The organism is Candidatus Micropelagos thuwalensis, from assembly GCF_000469155.1.
Taxonomy (GTDB): Bacteria; Pseudomonadota; Alphaproteobacteria; order RS24; family RS24; genus Micropelagius; species Micropelagius thuwalensis.
Window position 1 is genome coordinate 501870 of record NZ_AWXE01000001.1, and the last position, 18628, is coordinate 520497.

Sequence of the window (18628 nt, forward strand, 5' to 3'; positions counted from 1 at the left end):
AGTTTATAGGGAGGCGCGTAATTGTTTAACAAAATCAGACAAAGCCGTTTGGCGCACACGTTTCAGTCTCTCGGCTTTTAAAATAGTCATTATTTTACGGTGACTAACAGCAATATCTTCATTTAAAATTATATAATCATATTCTGCATAGTGACTGATTTCATCTGATGCCTGCGCCATTCTTTTCGTCACAGTCTCAAGTGAATCCTGCGCTCTTTTTTTAAGCCGTGACTCAAGTTCTGCGGCTGAAGGAGGCAAAATAAATATGCGGACAAGATCATCTGCTGAGGCTTCCTCAAGCTGTTGTGTTCCCTGCCAATCAATATCGAATAGAACATCTTTACCTGCGACCAAAGCCTCCTCAACGGGGCCTCGTGGCGTGCCATAGTAATTGTCAAATACTTTAGCGTGTTCGAGAAGCTCATTTTTATTGACCATCAGGCCAAAAGTTTCCTTATCGACAAAATAATAATCCTCACCATGCGTCTCACCTGTACGCGGGGGGCGCGTCGTCGCGGAAACGGACATAGTAATTTCATTATCTTCTTCCAACAGCATTCGGCTTAAGGTCGTTTTACCCGCACCGGACGGGGACGACAGCACAAGCATCAATCCGCGCCGGGAGAAATCATCTGTCATTTTTTGTCCTGAAGAATCACTCATGTTTTACATTATAGCTTATTGTCTTGCTCTCATACGTCGCCAGTTTTCAACATTTTTATTATGCGCCGACAGCGTTTTCGCAAAAACATGCCCCCCTGTCCCGTCAGCAACAAAATATAGGTAATCTGTTTTCGCAGGATTTAACGTTGCAGCAAGGGCATGCCGTCCAGGATTCGCAATCGGTGTAGGTGGCAAGCCTCTTATTACATATGTATTGTAGGCGGTTGGCATTTTAATTTCACTTTTGCGTATTGGTCGACCCAACACCTGCCCTTTTTTGAGACCATAAATAATGGTTGGGTCAGACTGTAGACGCATATTTTTATTCAGGCGATTGATGAAAACCGAAGCGACTAAGGCTCTTTCCGCAGCGACACCTGTTTCTTTTTCTACAATTGAAGCCAAAACAAGGGCTTCGTCTTGATTTTGAAGCGGTAAGTTCGGTGCTCTGTTATCCCATAGCTGGTCGAGTGTTTGCCGCATGGCTTTTTCCATCTGCAAAATCAACGCGTCTCGACTGCCACCTCTCGGAAAATAATACGTTTCAGGCAGAAGCGAACCTTCTGGCGGCATGCGTGTTATATCTCCGTTCAATAAAGGTGTCTTCGCAAGCAGACTGTAAATCTGAACATTACTTAAGCCTTCAGGAATGGTCACAGAATGAAGAACCGCCTGCCCTTCAGTCAAAACATGCATGATTCGATACATAGAGCTTCTCAATGAGATGCTGAATTCGCCTGCTTTTAGCTGAGCGGCATTACCGAACAATATAACTCCCAGCCGGAAAACATATTGATTGGAAATCAAACCTTCATTTTTAAGACGCTGTGCGATTAAAGGCAGCGGAGAACCTGTTTCAATAGTAAAAACTGTGTCCTTATCATTTTGAAACGGTAAAAAGAAAAGCGCGCCTATCGCAACACCTAATATAAATGCGGTAATAATCCCGGCAGATAAAATAGTTTTTAGACGTGTGAGAAAGATAGCCGACTTGCTTTTCGTTTGTGGCGGTACGCTTTCGGTATCGCCTGGCATTTAGGGGCAGCTTCTAAATATCAGAGAGGCGTTTGTCCCACCAAACCCAAAAGAATTAGATAGTACGGCTTCAATATTTTTCTCTTTTGGCTGATTAGGCACGAGATCAATTTTAGTTTCAACTGAAGGTGACTCGAGATTAATTGTCGGCGGCGCAACATTATCCTGCATCGCCAAAATAGAAAAAATAGCTTCAACAGAACCCGCAGCACCCAGCAAGTGACCTACAGATGACTTTGTCGAAGACATTGTCAGGTTAGCACTAGCGCTACCAAAAAGCTTTTCAATGGCGCGCAACTCAATTTCGTCGCCCATTGGCGTGGATGTACCATGCGCATTAACATAATCAATATCTTCTAAATTAAGTCCTGACATTTTTAGGGCAGCTTGCATGGAACGGAAGCCACCATCCCCATCTTCCGCAGGAGACGTAATGTGATAGGCATCACCCGACATACCATAACCAATTACTTCAGCGTAAATCTTGGCACCGCGTTTTTTTGCATGCTTATATTCTTCCAGCACGACGACGCCTGCACCTTCCCCCATAACAAAACCATCACGGTCTTTATCATAGGGGCGTGATGCTTTTTCTGGTGTGTCATTAAAACTCGTTGAAAGCGCTCGACAGGCTGCAAACCCAGCTATCCCCAGACGACAAATAGATGCCTCTGCACCCCCTGCCACCATCACATCGGCTTGATCCAGCTTGATAAGCTGAAAAGCATCACCAATTGCATGTGCTCCCGTAGAACAGGCTGTAGAAACAGTACTGTTTGGACCCTTCAGATTATTTCTGATAGAAACCTGACCACTTGCAAGATTGGAAATTGAGCCGGGAATAAAGAAAGGGCTGACACGTCTAGGGCCCTTTTCATTCAGAAGTAAAGCCGTCTCCTCAATGCTGGCAAGTCCACCTATGCCAGATCCAATATAAACACCGCTTCTATATTGCTGCTCATCCGTCTCAGCTACAAAACCAGAGTCTTGAAGTGCCATTGTGGCAGCTGCAATGCCATAAATAATGAAGGTATCACTTCTTTTTTGGTCTTTGGGTTCAACCCAGTCATCAGCATTAAAACTATCCGGAACGTGACAAGCGACCTGACAAGGTAAGTCTGAGACATCAAAAGCCTCAATACGACCCGCCCCGGATTGAGAAAGCAGGATGTTTTGCCAACTCTCATCAAAAGAAGCACCGAGAGGATTGACAGTCCCAAGTCCTGTTATGACAACTCTTCTCAAGTTAAACCCCAATCTTATTAGAGACAGGAGACAATATCGTTATGAAATTATGATCAGTAGGCGACTTATGAAGCCTCTGAGATAAACTTAACGGCATCTGCAACTGTCAAAATTGTTTCAGCGGCATCATCAGGAATTTCAATACCAAATTCTTCTTCAAACGCCATGACTAGCTCAACCGTATCCAAACTGTCAGCACCCAAATCATCAATAAAGCTTGCGTTTTCTACAACTTTACCCGCATCTACACCCAAATGCTCAACAACTATTTTTTTAACTTGTTCGGCAACATCGCTCATTTCAAAATTCCTTAAATTGATGGTTGAAATTTGTAACTCAATAGCAGGATTCATTCATTTATGTAAAATCTAAATAAGAATGAACCATCCTTCAAAATTTAATTCGGCTGAATAACACCCTTTTTATTTCCTGTAAAGCGACGCTTATACAGGAAATAAAATGGAATATATAAAACTTTCAGTCTAAGCACTGAAATTTTTACCTTTATATCATCGCCATGCCGCCATTCACATGAAGCGTTTGACCCGTAACATACTCAGCCTCATCGGAAGCCAGATAAAGAACAGCTGCGGCAATATCATTACCGCTACCAAGCCGACCCGCCGGAACAGCCGCAGTCAGTGTTGCTTTTTGTTCGTCAGGCAGAACATCTGTCATTGGTGTAGCTATAAAACCAGGAGCCACACAATTAACTGTGACACCGCGTGAGGCAACTTCTTGTGCAAGCGCTTTGCTCATCCCAACCATGCCAGCTTTAGCAGCGGCGTAGTTCGCCTGCCCAGGGTTTCCGGTGGTCCCTACTACTGAGGTGATGCCAATTATACGTCCGTGGCGTTGTTTCATCATTCCGCGAAGACACGCTTTTGATAATAGAAAACCTGCTTTTAGGTTAACATCCAGTACATCATTCCAGTCTTCCTCTTTCATCCGTAATGCCAGATTATCACGCGTGATACCTGCATTATTGACAAGAATATCAATACCGCCGAGTGCCTCCTCAGCACTTTTTATAAGGCTTTCAATGCCTTCGGATGTTGATAGGTCAGCCACCAAAGGCATAGCTCCATCGCCAAGCTTGTCGGCTAACTCTTTGAGGACCGCCTCACGAGTACCGGCAAGTCCTACTTTAGCACCCGCTTCATGAAGCCGTGCAGCAATATCTTGACCAATACCGCCTGATGCTCCGGTAATCAGAGCTGTTTTTCCGCTTAAATCAAACATTGTTTTTCTCTCTCTTTTTTAATGTTGGCCTATGTAAGGCTTGCTATGAATGCGTCAACGTCCTCGGCCTCATTAATCGCTGAAGCAACTAATTCCCTAGTGATACGTCGCGCCAGCCCGGTCAGCACCTTACCGCTACCGACTTCAACCAGTTCAGTCACGTTATTCTGACAGAGCCATTCTACGGACTCACGCCACCTGACACTTCCAGTAACCTGCTCAACAAGCCGAGAACGTATTTCTTCTGGGTCGGAACAAGAAGCTGCCGTCACATTGGTGACTATAGGGATTTGGGGTGCTGAAATCTCAACATCCGCCAGAGCATCGCGCATTGCATCAGCGGCGGGTGACATAAGTGAACAATGGAAAGGTGCGCTAACTGGTAACTCAACGGCCCGCTTCGCGCCAGCTTCCTTTGCCAGGTCAATTGCCCGCGCAACAGCAGCAGCAGAACCAGAAATCACGACCTGGCCTGGGGCATTATCATTAGCAGCACTGCAAATTTCTTCATCGGTGCTTGCTTTAGCAGCAATCTCAACAACAGTATCAAAATCTGGCCCCAATAGGGCTGCCATTGCACCAACACCCACAGGAACGGCTTGTTGCATGGCTTTGCCTCGTATCCGAAGTAATTTTGCTGTATCCGCAAGTGTTAACGCACCCGACGCAGCCAAAGCTGAATATTCGCCAAGGCTGTGACCAGCGACATAATCGGCATGAATGGAAAGGTTAAACCCTTGATTTTCAAGAACACGAAAAGTCGCAAGCGAAACGGCCATTAAAGCGGGTTGCGCATTTTCTGTTAGAGTTAATTCCTCACCAGGACCATTCCAGATGACAGCAGACAGCTTCTCGCCCAATGCATCATCTACAGCCTCAAAAACTTCTCTGGCTTCTGGGTATTGCGAGGCTAGCCCACGTCCCATGCCTACTGACTGACTCCCTTGACCGGGAAAAATAATAGCTCGGCTCATAATCCCTCCTTGTCTTAAGCACATTACTTACATATCGCGACGGAGATTGCCAAGTACTATAAATTCTCAATTAAAAAACCCTTGCTACATAGTGCTTTACCGTGTATCACCCTTCGTGAATTTGCTCGGCTGAAGGCTGAACGGAATATCACATTAAATCTTTTCATTTTTAGATTTATTGTGACAGGTTTAAATCCGTATTCCCGTGTCTTCGCTCTCGCGTTCCCTGTAAGCCTTTCCCTCAGACCGGATTGGGGCTTGCTGGAGGCTCAGCGCCGAGTTCACATTGGTCTTCTTATCGGAATCATCCGGTAAGGTTAAAGAAAGGAAAGGCATATGTCTCTATACGAACATGTGTTTATTTGCCGTCAGGATATTTCTCAGCAACAGGTTGAGAGTCTTACCGAAAACTTGACAGCCATTCTCTCTGAACAGGGTGGTAGCGTCGAAAAAACAGAATATTGGGGCCTTAGAAGCCTTGCCTATCGTGTTAAAAAGAATCGTAAAGGCCATTATTCGCTTCTTAATATCACAGCTGATCATTCGGCGATTTCAGAGATGGAGCGTCAAATGAGTCTCAATGATGACATCTTACGTTTCATGACCATTCGTGTTGATGAACATGATACGGAGCCCTCTGCTCCTCTGAGCAGCAAAAATAAAGATGAAAGAAAAAGACGCGGTGGCGACTACAATGATGGTGAAGGTTCATCCGCCAGCGAAGAGATAAGTTCAAATTCAGGAGAAGACTCATGAGTTTTGGTCGTAAGCCATTTAACCGTCGTAAGAAAAACTGTCCTTTTTCAGGCGAGAACGCTCCTAAAATTGACTATAAAGACGTGCGCTTGCTTCAAAAATATGTATCCGAACGCGGCAAAATTGTCCCCCGCCGGATAAGCGCCGTCTCAGCCAAAAAACAAAGAGAGTTAGCAAAAGCTATCAAACGCTCACGTTTTCTGGCTCTGATGCCTTATACAGTCGAGTAGTTCAAGCCCTGATTGGGGTCGCATATGCCATATGACTTTCTCTTAAGGAATGTAATCGCTGGGTTGGTAACAGCTCTTTTGACGGTGAGTGTGCTGCTTTCCCCCTTTGCGATGATACCCAGCATGTTGGTTGGGCTGGCTTGGGGCCTGTATTCAACCATTGCCAGTATAATCATTTCTTTTATTTTACTCGGCCTGTGGCTGAATATTGGTATTGCTATTGGCATGGCTATCACTATTGGTTTGCCCGCCATTTTCTTTGTCCGCCAAGCTTTGTTATCGCGCTCTATGCAAGCAGATAACGAAAACACCGCCTCTTCAGATGCAGATACTTCCGTCAATGAACGTGTCTATTATCCGCCTGAGCGTTTAATCATCTGGGCCATAGCTTTTTGCGCCAGCTTTTCCTTTTTGGCTTTTGGTTTATCGGCAAATAATACGGGCGGTTTACCTGGTATCCTGCAAACAATGATACTTAGTAATGAGAATTTTATCCGCGATATTGAAACCCTTTATCAAGTAGAATTAACGGATAATCTTGTCAGAATTCTGGCCGAGACAATTATTGTTTTGACGCCATTAACATGGATGTTAATTATCCTGGGTAGTCTGCAAACTGCACAGACAATAGCCAAGTTTTTTAAAATTAATTTACGACCAACACCCGATTATTCGGTGATGCAACTGCCGGGCAAGTTAGAATATGTTCTGACTGGTCTCCTTCTGCTGATATTTATATCTTCAGACTGGGTTTCGGTGTTTTTCCTTGTTCTGGTTTGTTTGTGTTTAACCGCATATTTTCTATTGGGTCTTGCGGTAATTCATGCTATCTCCCGCACATGGAATGGTCGTGGAGTTTTCATTACGGCTGTTTATTTTATTGTTTTTCTGGTGCCTTGGGTTGCGATTCTCGTAAGCATTACCGGGCTTGTTGAGTCCCGCATAGGTATCAGATCAAGATTTTAAACGGAATGGACGTCAAACGATTTAGCCGTTTAGTTTGACGACTAAGGAGAATAAAATGCAGGTTGTACTGCTCGAAAGAATTGCAAAACTTGGACAGATGGGCGACGTCGTCACTGTCAAAGATGGATATGCCCGAAACTTTCTGTTACCTCAGGGCAAAGCCTTACGCGCCAATAAATCCAACCTGGAGCGCTTTGAAAATGAACGCGCCCAGCTTGAAGCTAGAAATCTCGAGCAGAAATCAGAAGCTGAAGGCGTGAAAGCCAAGCTGGACGGCGAGACAGTTATCATCATCAGGCAATCCGGCGAAACCGGCCAGCTATACGGGTCTGTTAGTCCACGCGATATTGCTGAAGCCTTAACAGAAAAAGGTTTTAATCTTGAACGTGGTCAAATTGGCCTCGACGCACCTATTAAAGTTCTTGGTCTTCATGAAACCAAGGTGACACTCCACCCTGAAGTGTCGTCTACAGTGACAGTCAACGTCGCCCGTACTGAAGAAGAGGCTGAACGTCAAAGTAAAGGCGAAGATGTCACTATCGAAAAGATTGAAGAAGAAGAAATCATGCTTCAAGCCGAGGAAGTTTTTGAGGAAGGCGCAGATGTGAATCTTTCCGATGAGACTGAAAGCGAAGACGCTCCAGAAGTTGAAGCTGCTCCAGAAACAGAAGACGACTCTGAGGCTGAAAGTACTGAAGAAATTACTCCAGAAGAGGCCGAAGATAGCACCGAGTAGCCTTTGTCAAGCTAGAGAAAAATTTTATTTTTGATTTTTCCCCACTGTTCACAAGCTCCGCTGAAATTAAGTTTTCGCGGAGCTTTTTTTTGCATTTTTTTTATTTTTTATCTGATATTAAATTTGTATGGAAAGCATTATTCAACCTCTCAACAACAATCAGGAAGCAGAATATCGCTCACTCCCGCATAACATCGAAGCAGAACAAGGGCTTTTGGGGGCTCTGCTCGTCAATAACGATGTCCTTGACCGTGTTCGAGATTTTCTGGAACCTCATCATTTCCATGACCCAGTTCACGGCAGAATTTTTGAAGCCGCTGCAAAATTTATTGATAATGGCAATGCCGCATCACCCGTAACACTCAAAAACTATTTTGAGCATGATGAGGGTGTTAACCAACTTGGCGGTACAGCATATTTATCTAAACTCGCCAGTAACGCCACCACCATTATTAATGCTAAGCAATATGGTAAAACCATTTATGACCTCGCTTTACGTCGTGAAATCATCAAACTTGGCGAGAATATGGTGGTCACGGCACATGATGCAGAGATTGACGACAGCCCATCACAACAAATTGAGACTGCAGAACAAGCGCTTTACGAAATTGCTGAAAAAGGCCATCACAGCTCAGGTTTTATGAGCTTTGACAATTCTGTCAGCGGGGCAGTTGAAATGGTCACCCGGGCTTATAAGCGTGAAGGAAAACTCTCAGGCATTTCCACAGGGTTTATAGATTTAGATGATGTACTGGGCGGGTTACAAGAAAGTGATCTGCTGATTTTGGCAGGGCGCCCCGGCATGGGTAAAACGGCCTTAGCCACCAACATCGCTTTTAACATTGCACGCAAATATGCCCGCGCCGTAGCCGACGGCAATGTTGAAATTCAGCCCGATGGACGTCAGATTGTAAAAGACGGTGCTGTTGTTGGGTTTTTCTCTCTAGAGATGTCAGCCGAACAACTCGCATCGCGTGTCATTGCAGAGCAAACTAAAATCTCATCCGACTCCATTCGGAAAGGAAGTCTGACAGATGAAGAATATACCCGGCTGTTTAATACGGCAAAGGAACTTCAGTCTCTACCGCTTTATATTGACCACACTGGCGCTATTCCGATTTCAACTCTTACAGCCCGCGCAAGACGGCTCAAAAGACAATATGGATTGGGACTCATCGTCGTTGATTACCTTCAACTTGTTCGTGCGTCATCATCAGGCGGTGTTGAAAATAGAGTTCACGAGATCAGCATCATCACACAAGGCCTGAAAGCTCTCGCCAAAGAACTCGAAGTTCCAGTCCTCGCACTATCCCAGCTTTCGCGTCAGGTTGAAAATAGAGATGACAAGCGCCCTCAACTTGCAGACTTACGCGAGTCGGGGTCTATTGAACAAGATGCTGATATTGTTATGTTTGTTTACCGAGAGGAATATTACATTAATAAAAATCAGCCCAAGCCGGGCACTGAAGAGCATCTTAAATGGCAGGCAGATATGGATCAGGCAATGGGTAGAGCCGAACTTCTTATTGGGAAAAACCGTCACGGGCCAACTAAGACCGTCGATATGGCGTTTGAAGCTCAATTCACACGCTTCCATGATTTGGTGAAAGATACACATCTGCCGGATGGTTACCCGGACGGTTATATTGACGAATAGTGTAAGCTCTAAATTTCCAGTTAATGAGTTGTGTCCAATCCTGTCGATTGACCTCACGGCCTTGTCTCATAATTACGTCGCACTTCAGAAAAAATCTGGAAATGCGAAACTGGCGACAGTCGTCAAGGCTGATGCCTATGGTCTGGGCATAGATAACATCGTACCCGTATTAAAAGCAGCAGGATGCGAAAGTTTTTTTGTCGCTACCGCTAATGAAGCCGCCGCACTGAGAGCCATCACAAATGATAGCGACATATATATTATGAATGGCCTGACTTGTGACGGTGCAGAACTGGCAGATAAAAAGCTTGCCCCCTGCCTTGCTTCTGCAGAAGAAGTGGCAAGATGGATAACACTTTGCGCTGACAGAAGCTCTAACCTCCCCGCCGCCATTCATATTGATACAGGCTTTAACCGCCTTGGCATTTGCCCCGATGACTGGCCTGAAATAGCAGATCAGGTGAAGGCCGGCCTATTTACCCCGCGACTGATAATGAGCCATCTGGCCTGCTCGGAACATAAAGAGCACCCCAAAAACCGTTCTCAGTTGGAAAAATTCGAGGCTGCACGGCAACTTTTCCCGGATGTAACAGCCAGTCTCGCAAATAGTGGCGGTATTTTTCTGGGTTCCGATTTTCATTATAACCTGATTAGAGCCGGTATCGGCCTCTACGGTAGTGTTGAATTCGATACTGCCGATGCAGGTTTGCAAAATGTATTGTCCCTGCATGTACCGATTTTACAAATTCGTGATGTGAAGCAGGGCGAAACTGTCGGGTATGGGTGTGATTTCATCGCCCAACGTGATAGCCAAGTTGCAATTCTCGGTATCGGCTATGCAGACGGTATCTTCAGACATTTAGGGGATTTAGAGAACAAGCCCGCAAGTGCCACTGTAGCTCTTGAAGGACAAATGCTTCCTTTAATTGGACGTATATCAATGGATTTGACAACGATTGATGTAACCGACTTTAACGGAAAACTCGAAAAAGGTATGATGGTTGAACTTATTGGCGAGAATATAAAGCTTGCAGATGTTGCTAAAAGAGCCAATTCAATAAGCTATGAAATTTTGACACGACTTGGCACACGTTATAAGCGGTACTATAAACAATCCGACAAGCCATAACCGGAGATAATAATGAACCCACTGGCAAGAATAGGTAAATTTTTTCTAGGCTTTCTGGCGCATACTGGCCGACTGGCTGTTTTTATCGCTCAATCATTTCTAGCGATTATCCAACCCCCTTATTATCTTCGCCTAATTGGGCAGCAAATGATACGCATTGGGTACTTTTCTTTACCAGTCGTCGCCCTCACCTCTTTTTTTACGGGCGGGGTGCTGGCCTTGCAAATTTATTATGGTGGCAACCAATTTAATTCCGAAGCAATTGTATCAAGCATTGTGGCACTAGGCATCACCCGCGAACTTGGCCCGGTATTGGGTGGCTTGATGGTGGCAGGTCGTGTCAGTGCCGCTATTGCAGCCGAAATTGGTACCATGCGCGTCACAGAGCAGATTGATGCCCTGACCACACTCTCAACTGAGCCATTTAAATATCTTGTTGCGCCACGTGTGATTGCTGCCGTTCTGTCTATGCCATTACTGGCACTGGTTGCTGACATTATTGGCATTATGGGCGGCTTTGTTGTCGGTACCCAATCATTAGGGTTTAACCCCGCAATTTACATGCAATTAACAATTGATTTTATCACGCCTGATGACATTACTTCGGGTCTGATTAAAGCGGCAGTGTTTGGTTTTATCATCGCCATTATGGGGTGCTATAACGGCTATCATAGCGCCGGTGGTGCTCAAGGGGTTGGACGCGCAACAACGAATGCAGTTGTCTCCGCCTCCATTCTCATACTATCTGCCAATTATCTTATGACTTCTCTGTTATTTTCATCATGACCGGACATTCTCAATGACGGACATGATTAAACTGTCAAATGTGCATAAATCTTTTGGCCCTAAGCATGTGCTTAAAGGGGTTGATTTATCCGTTGAAAAAGGCAGTTCGCTAGTCGTGATAGGTGGCTCGGGCAGTGGCAAATCAGTCATGATGAAAAGCATTCTTGGATTACTGACACCCGAAAAAGGAGAGATTGAAATTAACGGTTTCCCCACAGTCGGGCTAAAGGGCGGAAAAAGAGATCTGGTGAACCGGCAGTTTGGCATGCTTTTCCAAAACGGTGCTTTGTTTGACAGCCTTCCCGTCTGGCAAAATGTGTCATTTGCAGCAATGCAAGGGAATAATATGCCGGCAGATGAAGCCTATGAACTTGCAAAGGAAAGCCTTGCCTTGGTTGGTCTGGGTGAAAATATTCTTAACCTCTATCCAGCCTCACTTTCGGGCGGTATGCACAAACGTGTCGGGTTGGCGCGCGCGATAGCCACACGACCACCCATTATCTTTTTTGATGAACCAACCACGGGTCTCGACCCGATTATGACAGATGTGATTAATCACCTTATCAGGGACTGCGTCAATGAGCTTGGCGCCACAACAATGACCATTACCCATGATATGAGCAGTGTTCGCACGATAGGAGATAAGGCCGCGCTTTTATATCAGGGTAAAATTATCTGGACGGGCAATGTAGATTCACTTGATCAAAGCGATGACCCATTCCTTGTGCAATTCGTTAACGGGCTTGCAGACGGGCCAATAGAAATCTCTGGGGCTTAAATGGCGCGCACTCAGTCAAAATTTGTCTGTCAGTCCTGCGGAGCCGTAACGCCAAGATGGTCAGGAAAATGTGAAAGCTGTGGCGCGTGGAACACAATTATCGAAGAACGCAGCAATGAAACACCACCCAAAGGTAAAGGCCTGAAAGCAGCGACGAAGGCGCAAAAAATTAGTTTAACTGGCCTGTCCGGCGATAGTGATACACCCGATAGAACCCTATCCGGTTTGAATGAATTTGACCGGGTAATTGGTGGCGGCTTTGTACCAGGCTCGGCCATTTTACTTGGTGGCGACCCGGGTATCGGAAAATCTACCATTCTTATGCAAGCTGCTGCTGCCCTCGCCGCATATGGAAAAAGAGTAGTTTATATTTCCGGTGAGGAAGCTATCGCCCAACTCAGAATGCGCGCTGCACGGCTTGGCCTATCAAACGCGTCCGTTCAGCTCGGCGCAGAAACAAATGTTGAAAACATCATCGCCACTTTAAAGTCAGAAAAATCTGACGGGCATGTGGATCTTGTCATTATCGACTCCATTCAGACTATCTGGTCACCTGTTATAGAAAGCGCACCCGGCACTGTCAGTCAGGTTCGTGCCTCAGCGCAGGATTTGATTCATTATGCTAAATCGGCAGATACTTCACTTGTGCTGGTCGGGCATGTGACAAAGGAAGGCCAAATTGCAGGGCCGCGTGTGCTCGAACATATGGTTGATACTGTTATTTATTTTGAAGGCGACCGCGGACATCATTTCAGAATTTTACGGGCCGTGAAAAACCGTTTCGGCCCGACAGATGAGATTGGTGTTTTTGAAATGCGCGGTGCCGGATTGGTAGAAGTCGCGAATCCATCGGCACTTTTTCTGGAAGCACGGGAAGATAATGTTCCAGGCTCAGTTGTATTTGCCGGACTAGAAGGGACACGCCCGCTACTTGTCGAAATTCAGGCTCTTGCAGCGCCTTCATCTCTTGCCACGCCCCGGCGTGCAGTAGTCGGATGGGACTCAAACCGACTTTCAATGGTGTTGGCTGTGCTGGAAGCGCGATGCGGCATCAGCTTTGCTGGACGGGATGTGTTCTTGAACATTGCTGGTGGTCTCAAAGTCAATGAACCCGCCGCGGATTTAGCCGTTGCTGCGGCTTTAATTTCCTCAATTTGCTATCAGCCCCTGGCGCCAAACAGTGTAACCTTCGGCGAAATCAGTCTCTCAGGTGCGATCCGCCCGGTGAGCCAGACAGGGTTACGACTTAAAGAAGCTGCCAAACTTGGTTTCCACTCCGCCAATACAGCCTTGCCAGCTAATATTGAAAAACCGCCGCTTGAAGTGAACGATCTTGATAAGCTGACCGACTTATTGAAACAGATGAATGTCACCCCTACAGACGAGTCATGTTAAATAAAAAATATGACTGAATTAGCAGCACTTGATTACATCGTCATAGCGGTTCTTTCGCTTTCAGGCATTATTGCACTGATACGCGGCTTAACCCGCGAAGTGCTGTCTATTATTGGCTGGATTGCTGCTTTTTACGGTGCATTGTTTGCTTTGCCATTATTGCGGGACATGGTTAGAGAGTTCATTTCTCCGGCTTGGATTGCAGATGGTGTCATCCTGGTTGTGGTTTTTGTTATCATTCTCATCGGCTTTAGCCTCGCTTCCAAGGCATTTACTGATAAATTAAAAAAGAGTCCAATCGGCATGCTTGATCGCCTTCTGGGACTGGTTTTTGGCGTCACCCGTGGCGTTGTGATAGTATCTTTTGCTTATCTCATTCTTTTATTGCTATTGCCACCTGATGATCACCCGGAATGGGTGCGTGAGGCAAAATCCAAACCCGTCCTGAAATCTTCAACAGCTATTCTGGTTCGCGTTATCCCATTTGATAATTTATCCGACAGAGTCCCGGATATTGATGATTTAATGAAAACGGACGTACTGAAAAATGCCATAGACGACAATATGCCAAACTTGCCGCCAGATATAAAAGATAATTTTTCTGGCAAATTATCTGACAAAGATGATAGTGCAGGCTATAATGAACAAACACGCGAATTACTTGATGCTCTTATAGAAGAAACCGTTGAGTAAATTGAGTAAACGGCAAAGGATACGATGCATTGACCGATAGTGAAATGACATCCCTTATTCAATCTCTTCACGGTGATAAACTTCACGAAGAATGTGGTGTATTCGGAGTCTATAATCACCCTGATGCCGCCGCACTGACTGCACTTGGCCTTCACGCCCTTCAACATAGAGGTCAAGAAGCTGCAGGCATTGTTTCTTTTGACGGTGAGAAATTTCAGTCCGAGAGACGTTTAGGTCTGGTCAGTGATAATTTCACGAAAGCCAGCGTGATTGATCGCCTAGAAGGTACTTCCGCCATTGGACATGTCCGATATTCCACAACAGGCGAAACAGCTTTACGAAATGTGCAGCCACTTTTTGCCGACCTTGCTGGGGGTGGCTTTGCTTGTGCGCATAATGGCAACCTGACAAATGCATTAACACTCAGGAATGAGCTTGTTCAACAGGGAGCGATTTTCCAATCCACCTCCGACACGGAAACAATTTTACAACTTGTCGCGCGCAGTAAGCGTGGGAGGACCATTGACAGACTTATTGATGCGCTTTTCCAAATTCAGGGCGCATATAGTCTCGTTGTATTGACTAATAAAAAAATGATTGGCGCGCGGGATCCGCTAGGTATTCGACCACTGGTACTTGGTGACCTGGACGGATCACCTGTGCTGGCATCGGAAACTTGCGCGTTGGATATCATAGGCGCGCAGTTTGTACGTGATTTAGAAAATGGCGAGATTGTTGTCATTAATGAAGACGGTATTGAAAGCATCAAACCATTCCCACAAATGAAGCCACGCCCTTGTATTTTCGAATATATTTACTTCTCGAGACCTGACAGCATTCTCCTGGGTAAGAGTGTTTATAATTGCCGTAAGAATTTTGGGGCAATGCTTGCCAAAGAAAGTTATGTCGAAGCAGATGTCGTAACTCCAGTGCCCGATAGTGGTGTGCCGGCAGCTATTGGCTTTGCCGAGCATGCCAATATCCCATTTGAGATGGGCATAATCAGAAACCACTATGTCGGCAGAACCTTTATTGAGCCAACCCAACTGGGAAGACAACTTGGGGTGAAACGTAAGCATAACCCCAATAAAGCGCATGTGACCGGCAAGCGGGTCGTGTTGATTGATGACAGTATTGTCCGCGGCACGACATCTGTGAAGATTGTTCAGATGATGCGCGAGGCAGGTGCGACAGAAGTCCATATGCGGATTGCATGCCCCCCAATCACGCATCCAGATTTCTATGGTATTGATACGCCAACGCAGGATCAGCTTCTTGCAGCAACACATTCAATGGAAGAAATGAAAGAATATATCGGGGCGGATAGTCTCGCCTTTCTTACTATTGACGGCATGTATCGTGCTATGGGCTATGAAGAAGGCCGGAATAAAGACCTGCCGCAATTCACTGATCATTGCTTTACGGGTGATTACCCGACTGCCCTTACGGACCGTGAGGGAGATGAGGATTTCCGTCAGCTCTCATTACTTCAGGAACAGGGTTAATGAATTCAATCACCACGGACAGCCAGCGTGTCGCGCTGGTGACAGGTGCCAATCGCGGTATCGGCAGAGCTGTAGCACTAGCCCTTGCAGAACAGAATATTCATATTCTTCTGCTTGCTAGAACTCAGGGAGGACTTGAAGAGGTCTATGACGAGATTGTCAATGCAGGCGGTGAGGCAACAGGTGTCCCTATGGACTTAACCGATTATGAAGCCATTGACCGACTGGGCGGGGTGATTGCAGAGCGCTGGGGAAAACTGGATATTTTTGTCGGAAATGCAGGTATTCTCGGGCCGATTTCACCCGTCGCCCACATGAAACCCGATGAGTTTGAAAAAACTCTTGCCGTTAATGTAACCGCCAACGCACGTCTCATTAGAGCGTTGGAGCCACTTTTACTTGCATCTGATAACGGGCGGGCAGTGTTTTTAACTTCAGGCGCGGCTTATTCTACCAAGCCATTTTGGGGCGCTTACAGTACATCTAAAGCCGCACTGGACGCGCTGGTAAAGAGTTGGGCTAATGAACAAAAAAATACTTCTTTGAAAATAAATCTCTATTCGCCCGGCCCGGTCAGAACGGCAATGCGCGCACAGGCCATGCCAGGAGAAAACCCTTCGACCTTGCCGACTGCCGAAGATATTGCACCACAAATTGTATCACTTTGTTCACCCGATTATCAGGAGACTGGTGAGATTATATCCAAAAGGTGAACTTCTTTAGTAGCTCGGTTTATCGGTTTTGTTTTCTGCCTGATCTCCACTCGCTCCTTCTTCAGCCTGTTCAAGTGGCTTTAGGCAGCGATTAAGAATCTGTCCACACAGTCCGTTACCCCCGACGGTGTTTTCACCCATAATGTTTGTAACTTTGCCGTCTTTAATCCAATAGCCGACCTGACAGCTACGTTCTCTCACTTCAAGATCGCCGGCAATACCAAAGGGACTGCATCGGTTTGTAAAACTGCCATAGTATGGTTTGCAACCTCCCCAATGACCCCAATATGAACCAAAACCATAATCTTTAATTTCTGATCTTCTTATTGAATAAACCAGAATTTGAACACCATCTTGCATTGTAAAGCTTGCATTCGGCAATCCTGAACAAGCAAGAAGCTCTTTTTCATCAAGACCAATTAAACCTTCTGCTCTTTCCTCAAAAGGTGGCGCAGATGCACATGCGGTCAAAAGAAAGGCAAACATAACGAAAAAAAGTGAATTTGAATGTTTACAGTCGTCAATTCTTTTAAAAAAGATCATTGGATTAAATTTCTTTAGATTTATCATCATAATATTACCCTAAAACAATATTAGTATATAACGTAAACATGAATTTAATCCGTCTTATAAAACAGAAAAGTAAAATTTTGCCGCACTTGTTGCGTGTTTACTTGAAAATATAGAGGTATATTTTATTTAGGACTTATCATCATAAGGATTTTTACCCTTACGAATGAAAAACCGGATTGGCACGCCCTGCAAATCAAATGTTTCACGCAAAGAATTAATCAAATACCTTATATAACTTTCAGGAACTGCATGGCCGCGACCTGAAAAAGCCGCGAATGTTGGTGGTCTAGCTTTTGCTTGAGTGACATATCGCAAACGAACAGGGCGGCCTTTATCAGCCGGTGGCGCGTGGCGAGTAATGGCATCCGCTAGCCATTTATTTAATCGAGCTGTCGGGACACGCCCATTCCAGATTTCGTGCTGTCGAATGACAGCTGGCATGAGCCTCTCAACACCCTTTCCGGTTTTCGCAGACATCGTGATAACAGGAATTCCGCGCAGACGAGGTAAAGCGAATTCCAGCTTGTCACGAATAATTTCTCGTACTTTATTTCTATCCAGCTTGAGATCCCATTTGTTAATGGCAATAACCATGGCACGCCCTTCGCGCTCAACCAGATCAGCAAGTTGTACATCCTGTTTGTCAAATGGGGTATCAGCATCAATCAGCAAAACAACAATTTCAGCAAATTTAACAGCACGTAAAGCATCGGCGACGGAGAGTTTCTCAAGCTTTTCAGATACACGAGATTTCCTGCGAATACCCGCAGTATCCCATAACTTTATGGGTCTTTTCTGGTCACCTTCTTGCCACTGCCAGTCAATGCCAATCGCATCTCGCGTAATACCCGCTTCTGGACCTGTCAACATGCGCTCTTCGCCCAGCATATGATTGGTTAAGGTAGACTTACCGGCATTTGGACGACCTAGAATTGCAACCCGCAATGGAACATCCGGATCAACCTCAAAAGGGGTATCCGGATCAAAAGCTTCGTCGTCCTCTTCTTCCTCAAAAAGATCAGCTTCAGAACCCATAGCTGCTTTAACACGATCATAAAGTTCACCAATTCCATGCCCATGTTCAGCAGACAAGCCGATTGGTTCACCAAAACCTAGCTCATAGGCCTCTAAAAACCCTGCCTCAGCTTTATCACCCTCATATTTATTTGCTGCCAGCACAACCTCATGCGGGGATTTCCGAATAAGGTCAGCAAAATATCTGTCTTCGGGAAGAAGCCCAGTTCGGGCATCTACAAGCATCAGCACCATATCTGCTTGCGTTATGGCAATTTCGGTTTGTTGACGCATGCGAGCTTCAAGTGTGCCGGTCTTTGCATCTTCAAGTCCCGCAGTATCAATAACAGTGAAACGCAATTCCCCCAAACGCGCCTCACCCTCCCGCCGGTCGCGTGTTACACCGGGGCGATCATCCACAAGGGCAAGTTTTTTACCCGTTAAACGATTGAAAAGCGTTGATTTACCGACATTCGGACGCCCGACTATAGCAAGCGTAAAGCTCATCAGTTTCTTCCCTGACTTAAAAAAGCGACCT

General features: G+C 45.6%; 20 protein-coding genes. 12 read left to right on the forward strand and 8 right to left on the reverse strand.

Translation table 11 applies throughout. From position 1 onward, the window contains the following. Positions 1 to 3 precede the first annotated feature (3 nt). The 6 genes from gmk to fabD all read right to left on the reverse strand — a co-directional run bounded on the left by gmk (position 4) and on the right by fabD (position 5159). Complete coding sequence (gmk, locus tag RS24_RS02430; protein ID WP_021776592.1) at positions 4 to 639, reverse strand: guanylate kinase; 636 nt, start codon at positions 637 to 639, stop codon at positions 4 to 6. Positions 640 to 678: 39 nt separating this feature from the next. Continuing rightward, positions 679 to 1698: an endolytic transglycosylase MltG gene (gene mltG, locus RS24_RS02435; RefSeq protein WP_021776593.1), complete on the reverse strand. Its 1020-nt coding sequence runs from the start codon at positions 1696 to 1698 to the stop codon at positions 679 to 681. Further along, positions 1699 to 2943 carry a beta-ketoacyl-ACP synthase II gene (gene fabF / locus RS24_RS02440; protein ID WP_021776594.1) on the reverse strand — a complete coding sequence of 415 codons (1245 nt, stop codon included), beginning with the start codon at positions 2941 to 2943 and terminating at the stop codon, positions 1699 to 1701. It lies immediately after the preceding gene. 65 nt (positions 2944 to 3008) lie between these two features. Then, on the reverse strand, positions 3009 to 3242 hold the full coding sequence (locus RS24_RS02445) for an acyl carrier protein (RefSeq protein ID WP_021776595.1): 234 nt from the start codon (positions 3240 to 3242) through the stop codon (positions 3009 to 3011). A gap of 205 nt (positions 3243 to 3447) precedes the next feature. Then, positions 3448 to 4185 carry a 3-oxoacyl-[acyl-carrier-protein] reductase gene (fabG, locus tag RS24_RS02450; protein WP_021776596.1) on the reverse strand — a complete coding sequence of 246 codons (738 nt, stop codon included), beginning with the start codon at positions 4183 to 4185 and terminating at the stop codon, positions 3448 to 3450. Positions 4186 to 4214: 29 nt separating this feature from the next. Beyond that, positions 4215 to 5159, reverse strand: a complete 945-nt coding sequence (gene fabD, locus RS24_RS02455; RefSeq protein ID WP_021776597.1) for an ACP S-malonyltransferase — start codon at positions 5157 to 5159, stop codon at positions 4215 to 4217. A 336-nt stretch (positions 5160 to 5495) separates the two neighbouring features. On the opposite strand from fabD, the gene rpsF reads away from it, so the two are divergent. The 12 genes from rpsF (at position 5496) to RS24_RS02515 (ending at position 16503) form a co-directional block, all read left to right on the forward strand. Then, the gene (rpsF, locus tag RS24_RS02460) at positions 5496 to 5915 is read left to right on the forward strand and encodes a 30S ribosomal protein S6 (protein WP_021776598.1); all 420 of its coding nucleotides are present in this window, start codon (positions 5496 to 5498) and stop codon (positions 5913 to 5915) included. Next, a complete protein-coding gene (gene rpsR / locus RS24_RS02465) occupies positions 5912 to 6145 on the forward strand; it encodes a 30S ribosomal protein S18 (RefSeq protein WP_008517847.1) in 234 nt (77 codons plus the stop codon). The genes rpsF and rpsR overlap by 4 nt, the downstream gene beginning before the upstream one ends. A gap of 24 nt (positions 6146 to 6169) precedes the next feature. Next, on the forward strand, positions 6170 to 7111 hold the full coding sequence (locus tag RS24_RS02470) for a DUF2232 domain-containing protein (RefSeq protein ID WP_021776599.1): 942 nt from the start codon (positions 6170 to 6172) through the stop codon (positions 7109 to 7111). A 55-nt stretch (positions 7112 to 7166) separates the two neighbouring features. Beyond that, positions 7167 to 7847, forward strand: coding sequence for a 50S ribosomal protein L9 (gene rplI / locus RS24_RS02475; protein WP_021776600.1), 681 nt, complete (start codon positions 7167 to 7169; stop codon positions 7845 to 7847). Between the two features lie 127 nt (positions 7848 to 7974). After that, on the forward strand, positions 7975 to 9504 hold the full coding sequence (locus tag RS24_RS02480; RefSeq protein WP_021776601.1) for a replicative DNA helicase: 1530 nt from the start codon (positions 7975 to 7977) through the stop codon (positions 9502 to 9504). Continuing rightward, a complete protein-coding gene (gene alr / locus RS24_RS02485) occupies positions 9494 to 10633 on the forward strand; it encodes an alanine racemase (protein WP_021776602.1) in 1140 nt (379 codons plus the stop codon). The genes RS24_RS02480 and alr overlap by 11 nt, the downstream gene beginning before the upstream one ends. Positions 10634 to 10645: 12 nt before the next feature. After that, complete coding sequence (locus RS24_RS02490; RefSeq protein WP_021776603.1) at positions 10646 to 11419, forward strand: MlaE family ABC transporter permease; 774 nt, start codon at positions 10646 to 10648, stop codon at positions 11417 to 11419. A gap of 13 nt (positions 11420 to 11432) precedes the next feature. Next, a complete protein-coding gene (locus RS24_RS02495) occupies positions 11433 to 12197 on the forward strand; it encodes an ABC transporter ATP-binding protein (RefSeq protein ID WP_021776604.1) in 765 nt (254 codons plus the stop codon). Beyond that, a complete protein-coding gene (gene radA / locus RS24_RS02500) occupies positions 12198 to 13592 on the forward strand; it encodes a DNA repair protein RadA (protein ID WP_021776605.1) in 1395 nt (464 codons plus the stop codon). It begins immediately after the preceding gene. A 9-nt stretch (positions 13593 to 13601) separates the two neighbouring features. Next, entirely contained in the window at positions 13602 to 14285 is a 684-nt protein-coding gene (locus tag RS24_RS02505) for a CvpA family protein (RefSeq protein ID WP_021776606.1), read from the forward strand. Between the two features lie 44 nt (positions 14286 to 14329). Beyond that, complete coding sequence (gene purF, locus RS24_RS02510; protein WP_038300596.1) at positions 14330 to 15790, forward strand: amidophosphoribosyltransferase; 1461 nt, start codon at positions 14330 to 14332, stop codon at positions 15788 to 15790. Then, complete coding sequence (locus RS24_RS02515) at positions 15790 to 16503, forward strand: SDR family NAD(P)-dependent oxidoreductase (RefSeq protein ID WP_021776608.1); 714 nt, start codon at positions 15790 to 15792, stop codon at positions 16501 to 16503. Before purF ends, RS24_RS02515 begins: the two co-directional genes overlap by 1 nt. A 6-nt stretch (positions 16504 to 16509) precedes the next feature. Here the strand turns inward: RS24_RS02515 and RS24_RS02520 are convergent, their stop codons facing one another. Both RS24_RS02520 and der read right to left on the reverse strand, forming a co-directional pair. After that, a complete protein-coding gene (locus RS24_RS02520; RefSeq protein ID WP_021776609.1) occupies positions 16510 to 17076 on the reverse strand; it encodes a hypothetical protein in 567 nt (188 codons plus the stop codon). A 126-nt stretch (positions 17077 to 17202) separates the two neighbouring features. After that, positions 17203 to 18597 (reverse strand): ribosome biogenesis GTPase Der, encoded by a 1395-nt coding sequence (der, locus tag RS24_RS02525; RefSeq protein ID WP_021776610.1) that lies wholly within the window; start codon positions 18595 to 18597, stop codon positions 17203 to 17205. Positions 18598 to 18628: the final 31 nt, after the last annotated feature.

Excerpts from the sequence above, each read along its gene's own strand:
- mltG (WP_021776593.1), bottom strand. The coding sequence starts at position 1,698 with ATGCCAGGCGATACCGAAAGCGTACCGCCACAAACGAAAAGCAAGTCG.
- radA (WP_021776605.1), top strand. The coding sequence starts at position 12,198 with ATGGCGCGCACTCAGTCAAAATTTGTCTGTCAGTCCTGCGGAGCCGTA.
- fabG (WP_021776596.1), bottom strand. The coding sequence starts at position 4,185 with ATGTTTGATTTAAGCGGAAAAACAGCTCTGATTACCGGAGCATCAGGC.
- rpsR (WP_008517847.1), top strand. The coding sequence starts at position 5,912 with ATGAGTTTTGGTCGTAAGCCATTTAACCGTCGTAAGAAAAACTGTCCT.
- RS24_RS02505 (WP_021776606.1), top strand. The coding sequence starts at position 13,602 with ATGACTGAATTAGCAGCACTTGATTACATCGTCATAGCGGTTCTTTCG.
- RS24_RS02495 (WP_021776604.1), top strand. The coding sequence starts at position 11,433 with ATGACGGACATGATTAAACTGTCAAATGTGCATAAATCTTTTGGCCCT.
- RS24_RS02490 (WP_021776603.1), top strand. The coding sequence starts at position 10,646 with ATGAACCCACTGGCAAGAATAGGTAAATTTTTTCTAGGCTTTCTGGCG.
- RS24_RS02470 (WP_021776599.1), top strand. The coding sequence starts at position 6,170 with ATGCCATATGACTTTCTCTTAAGGAATGTAATCGCTGGGTTGGTAACA.
- gmk (WP_021776592.1), bottom strand. The coding sequence starts at position 639 with ATGACAGATGATTTCTCCCGGCGCGGATTGATGCTTGTGCTGTCGTCC.
- purF (WP_038300596.1), top strand. The coding sequence starts at position 14,330 with ATGACATCCCTTATTCAATCTCTTCACGGTGATAAACTTCACGAAGAA.
- RS24_RS02480 (WP_021776601.1), top strand. The coding sequence starts at position 7,975 with ATGGAAAGCATTATTCAACCTCTCAACAACAATCAGGAAGCAGAATAT.
- RS24_RS02520 (WP_021776609.1), bottom strand. The coding sequence starts at position 17,076 with ATGATGATAAATCTAAAGAAATTTAATCCAATGATCTTTTTTAAAAGA.
- rpsF (WP_021776598.1), top strand. The coding sequence starts at position 5,496 with ATGTCTCTATACGAACATGTGTTTATTTGCCGTCAGGATATTTCTCAG.
- fabD (WP_021776597.1), bottom strand. The coding sequence starts at position 5,159 with ATGAGCCGAGCTATTATTTTTCCCGGTCAAGGGAGTCAGTCAGTAGGC.
- RS24_RS02445 (WP_021776595.1), bottom strand. The coding sequence starts at position 3,242 with ATGAGCGATGTTGCCGAACAAGTTAAAAAAATAGTTGTTGAGCATTTG.
- RS24_RS02515 (WP_021776608.1), top strand. The coding sequence starts at position 15,790 with ATGAATTCAATCACCACGGACAGCCAGCGTGTCGCGCTGGTGACAGGT.
- rplI (WP_021776600.1), top strand. The coding sequence starts at position 7,167 with ATGCAGGTTGTACTGCTCGAAAGAATTGCAAAACTTGGACAGATGGGC.
- der (WP_021776610.1), bottom strand. The coding sequence starts at position 18,597 with ATGAGCTTTACGCTTGCTATAGTCGGGCGTCCGAATGTCGGTAAATCA.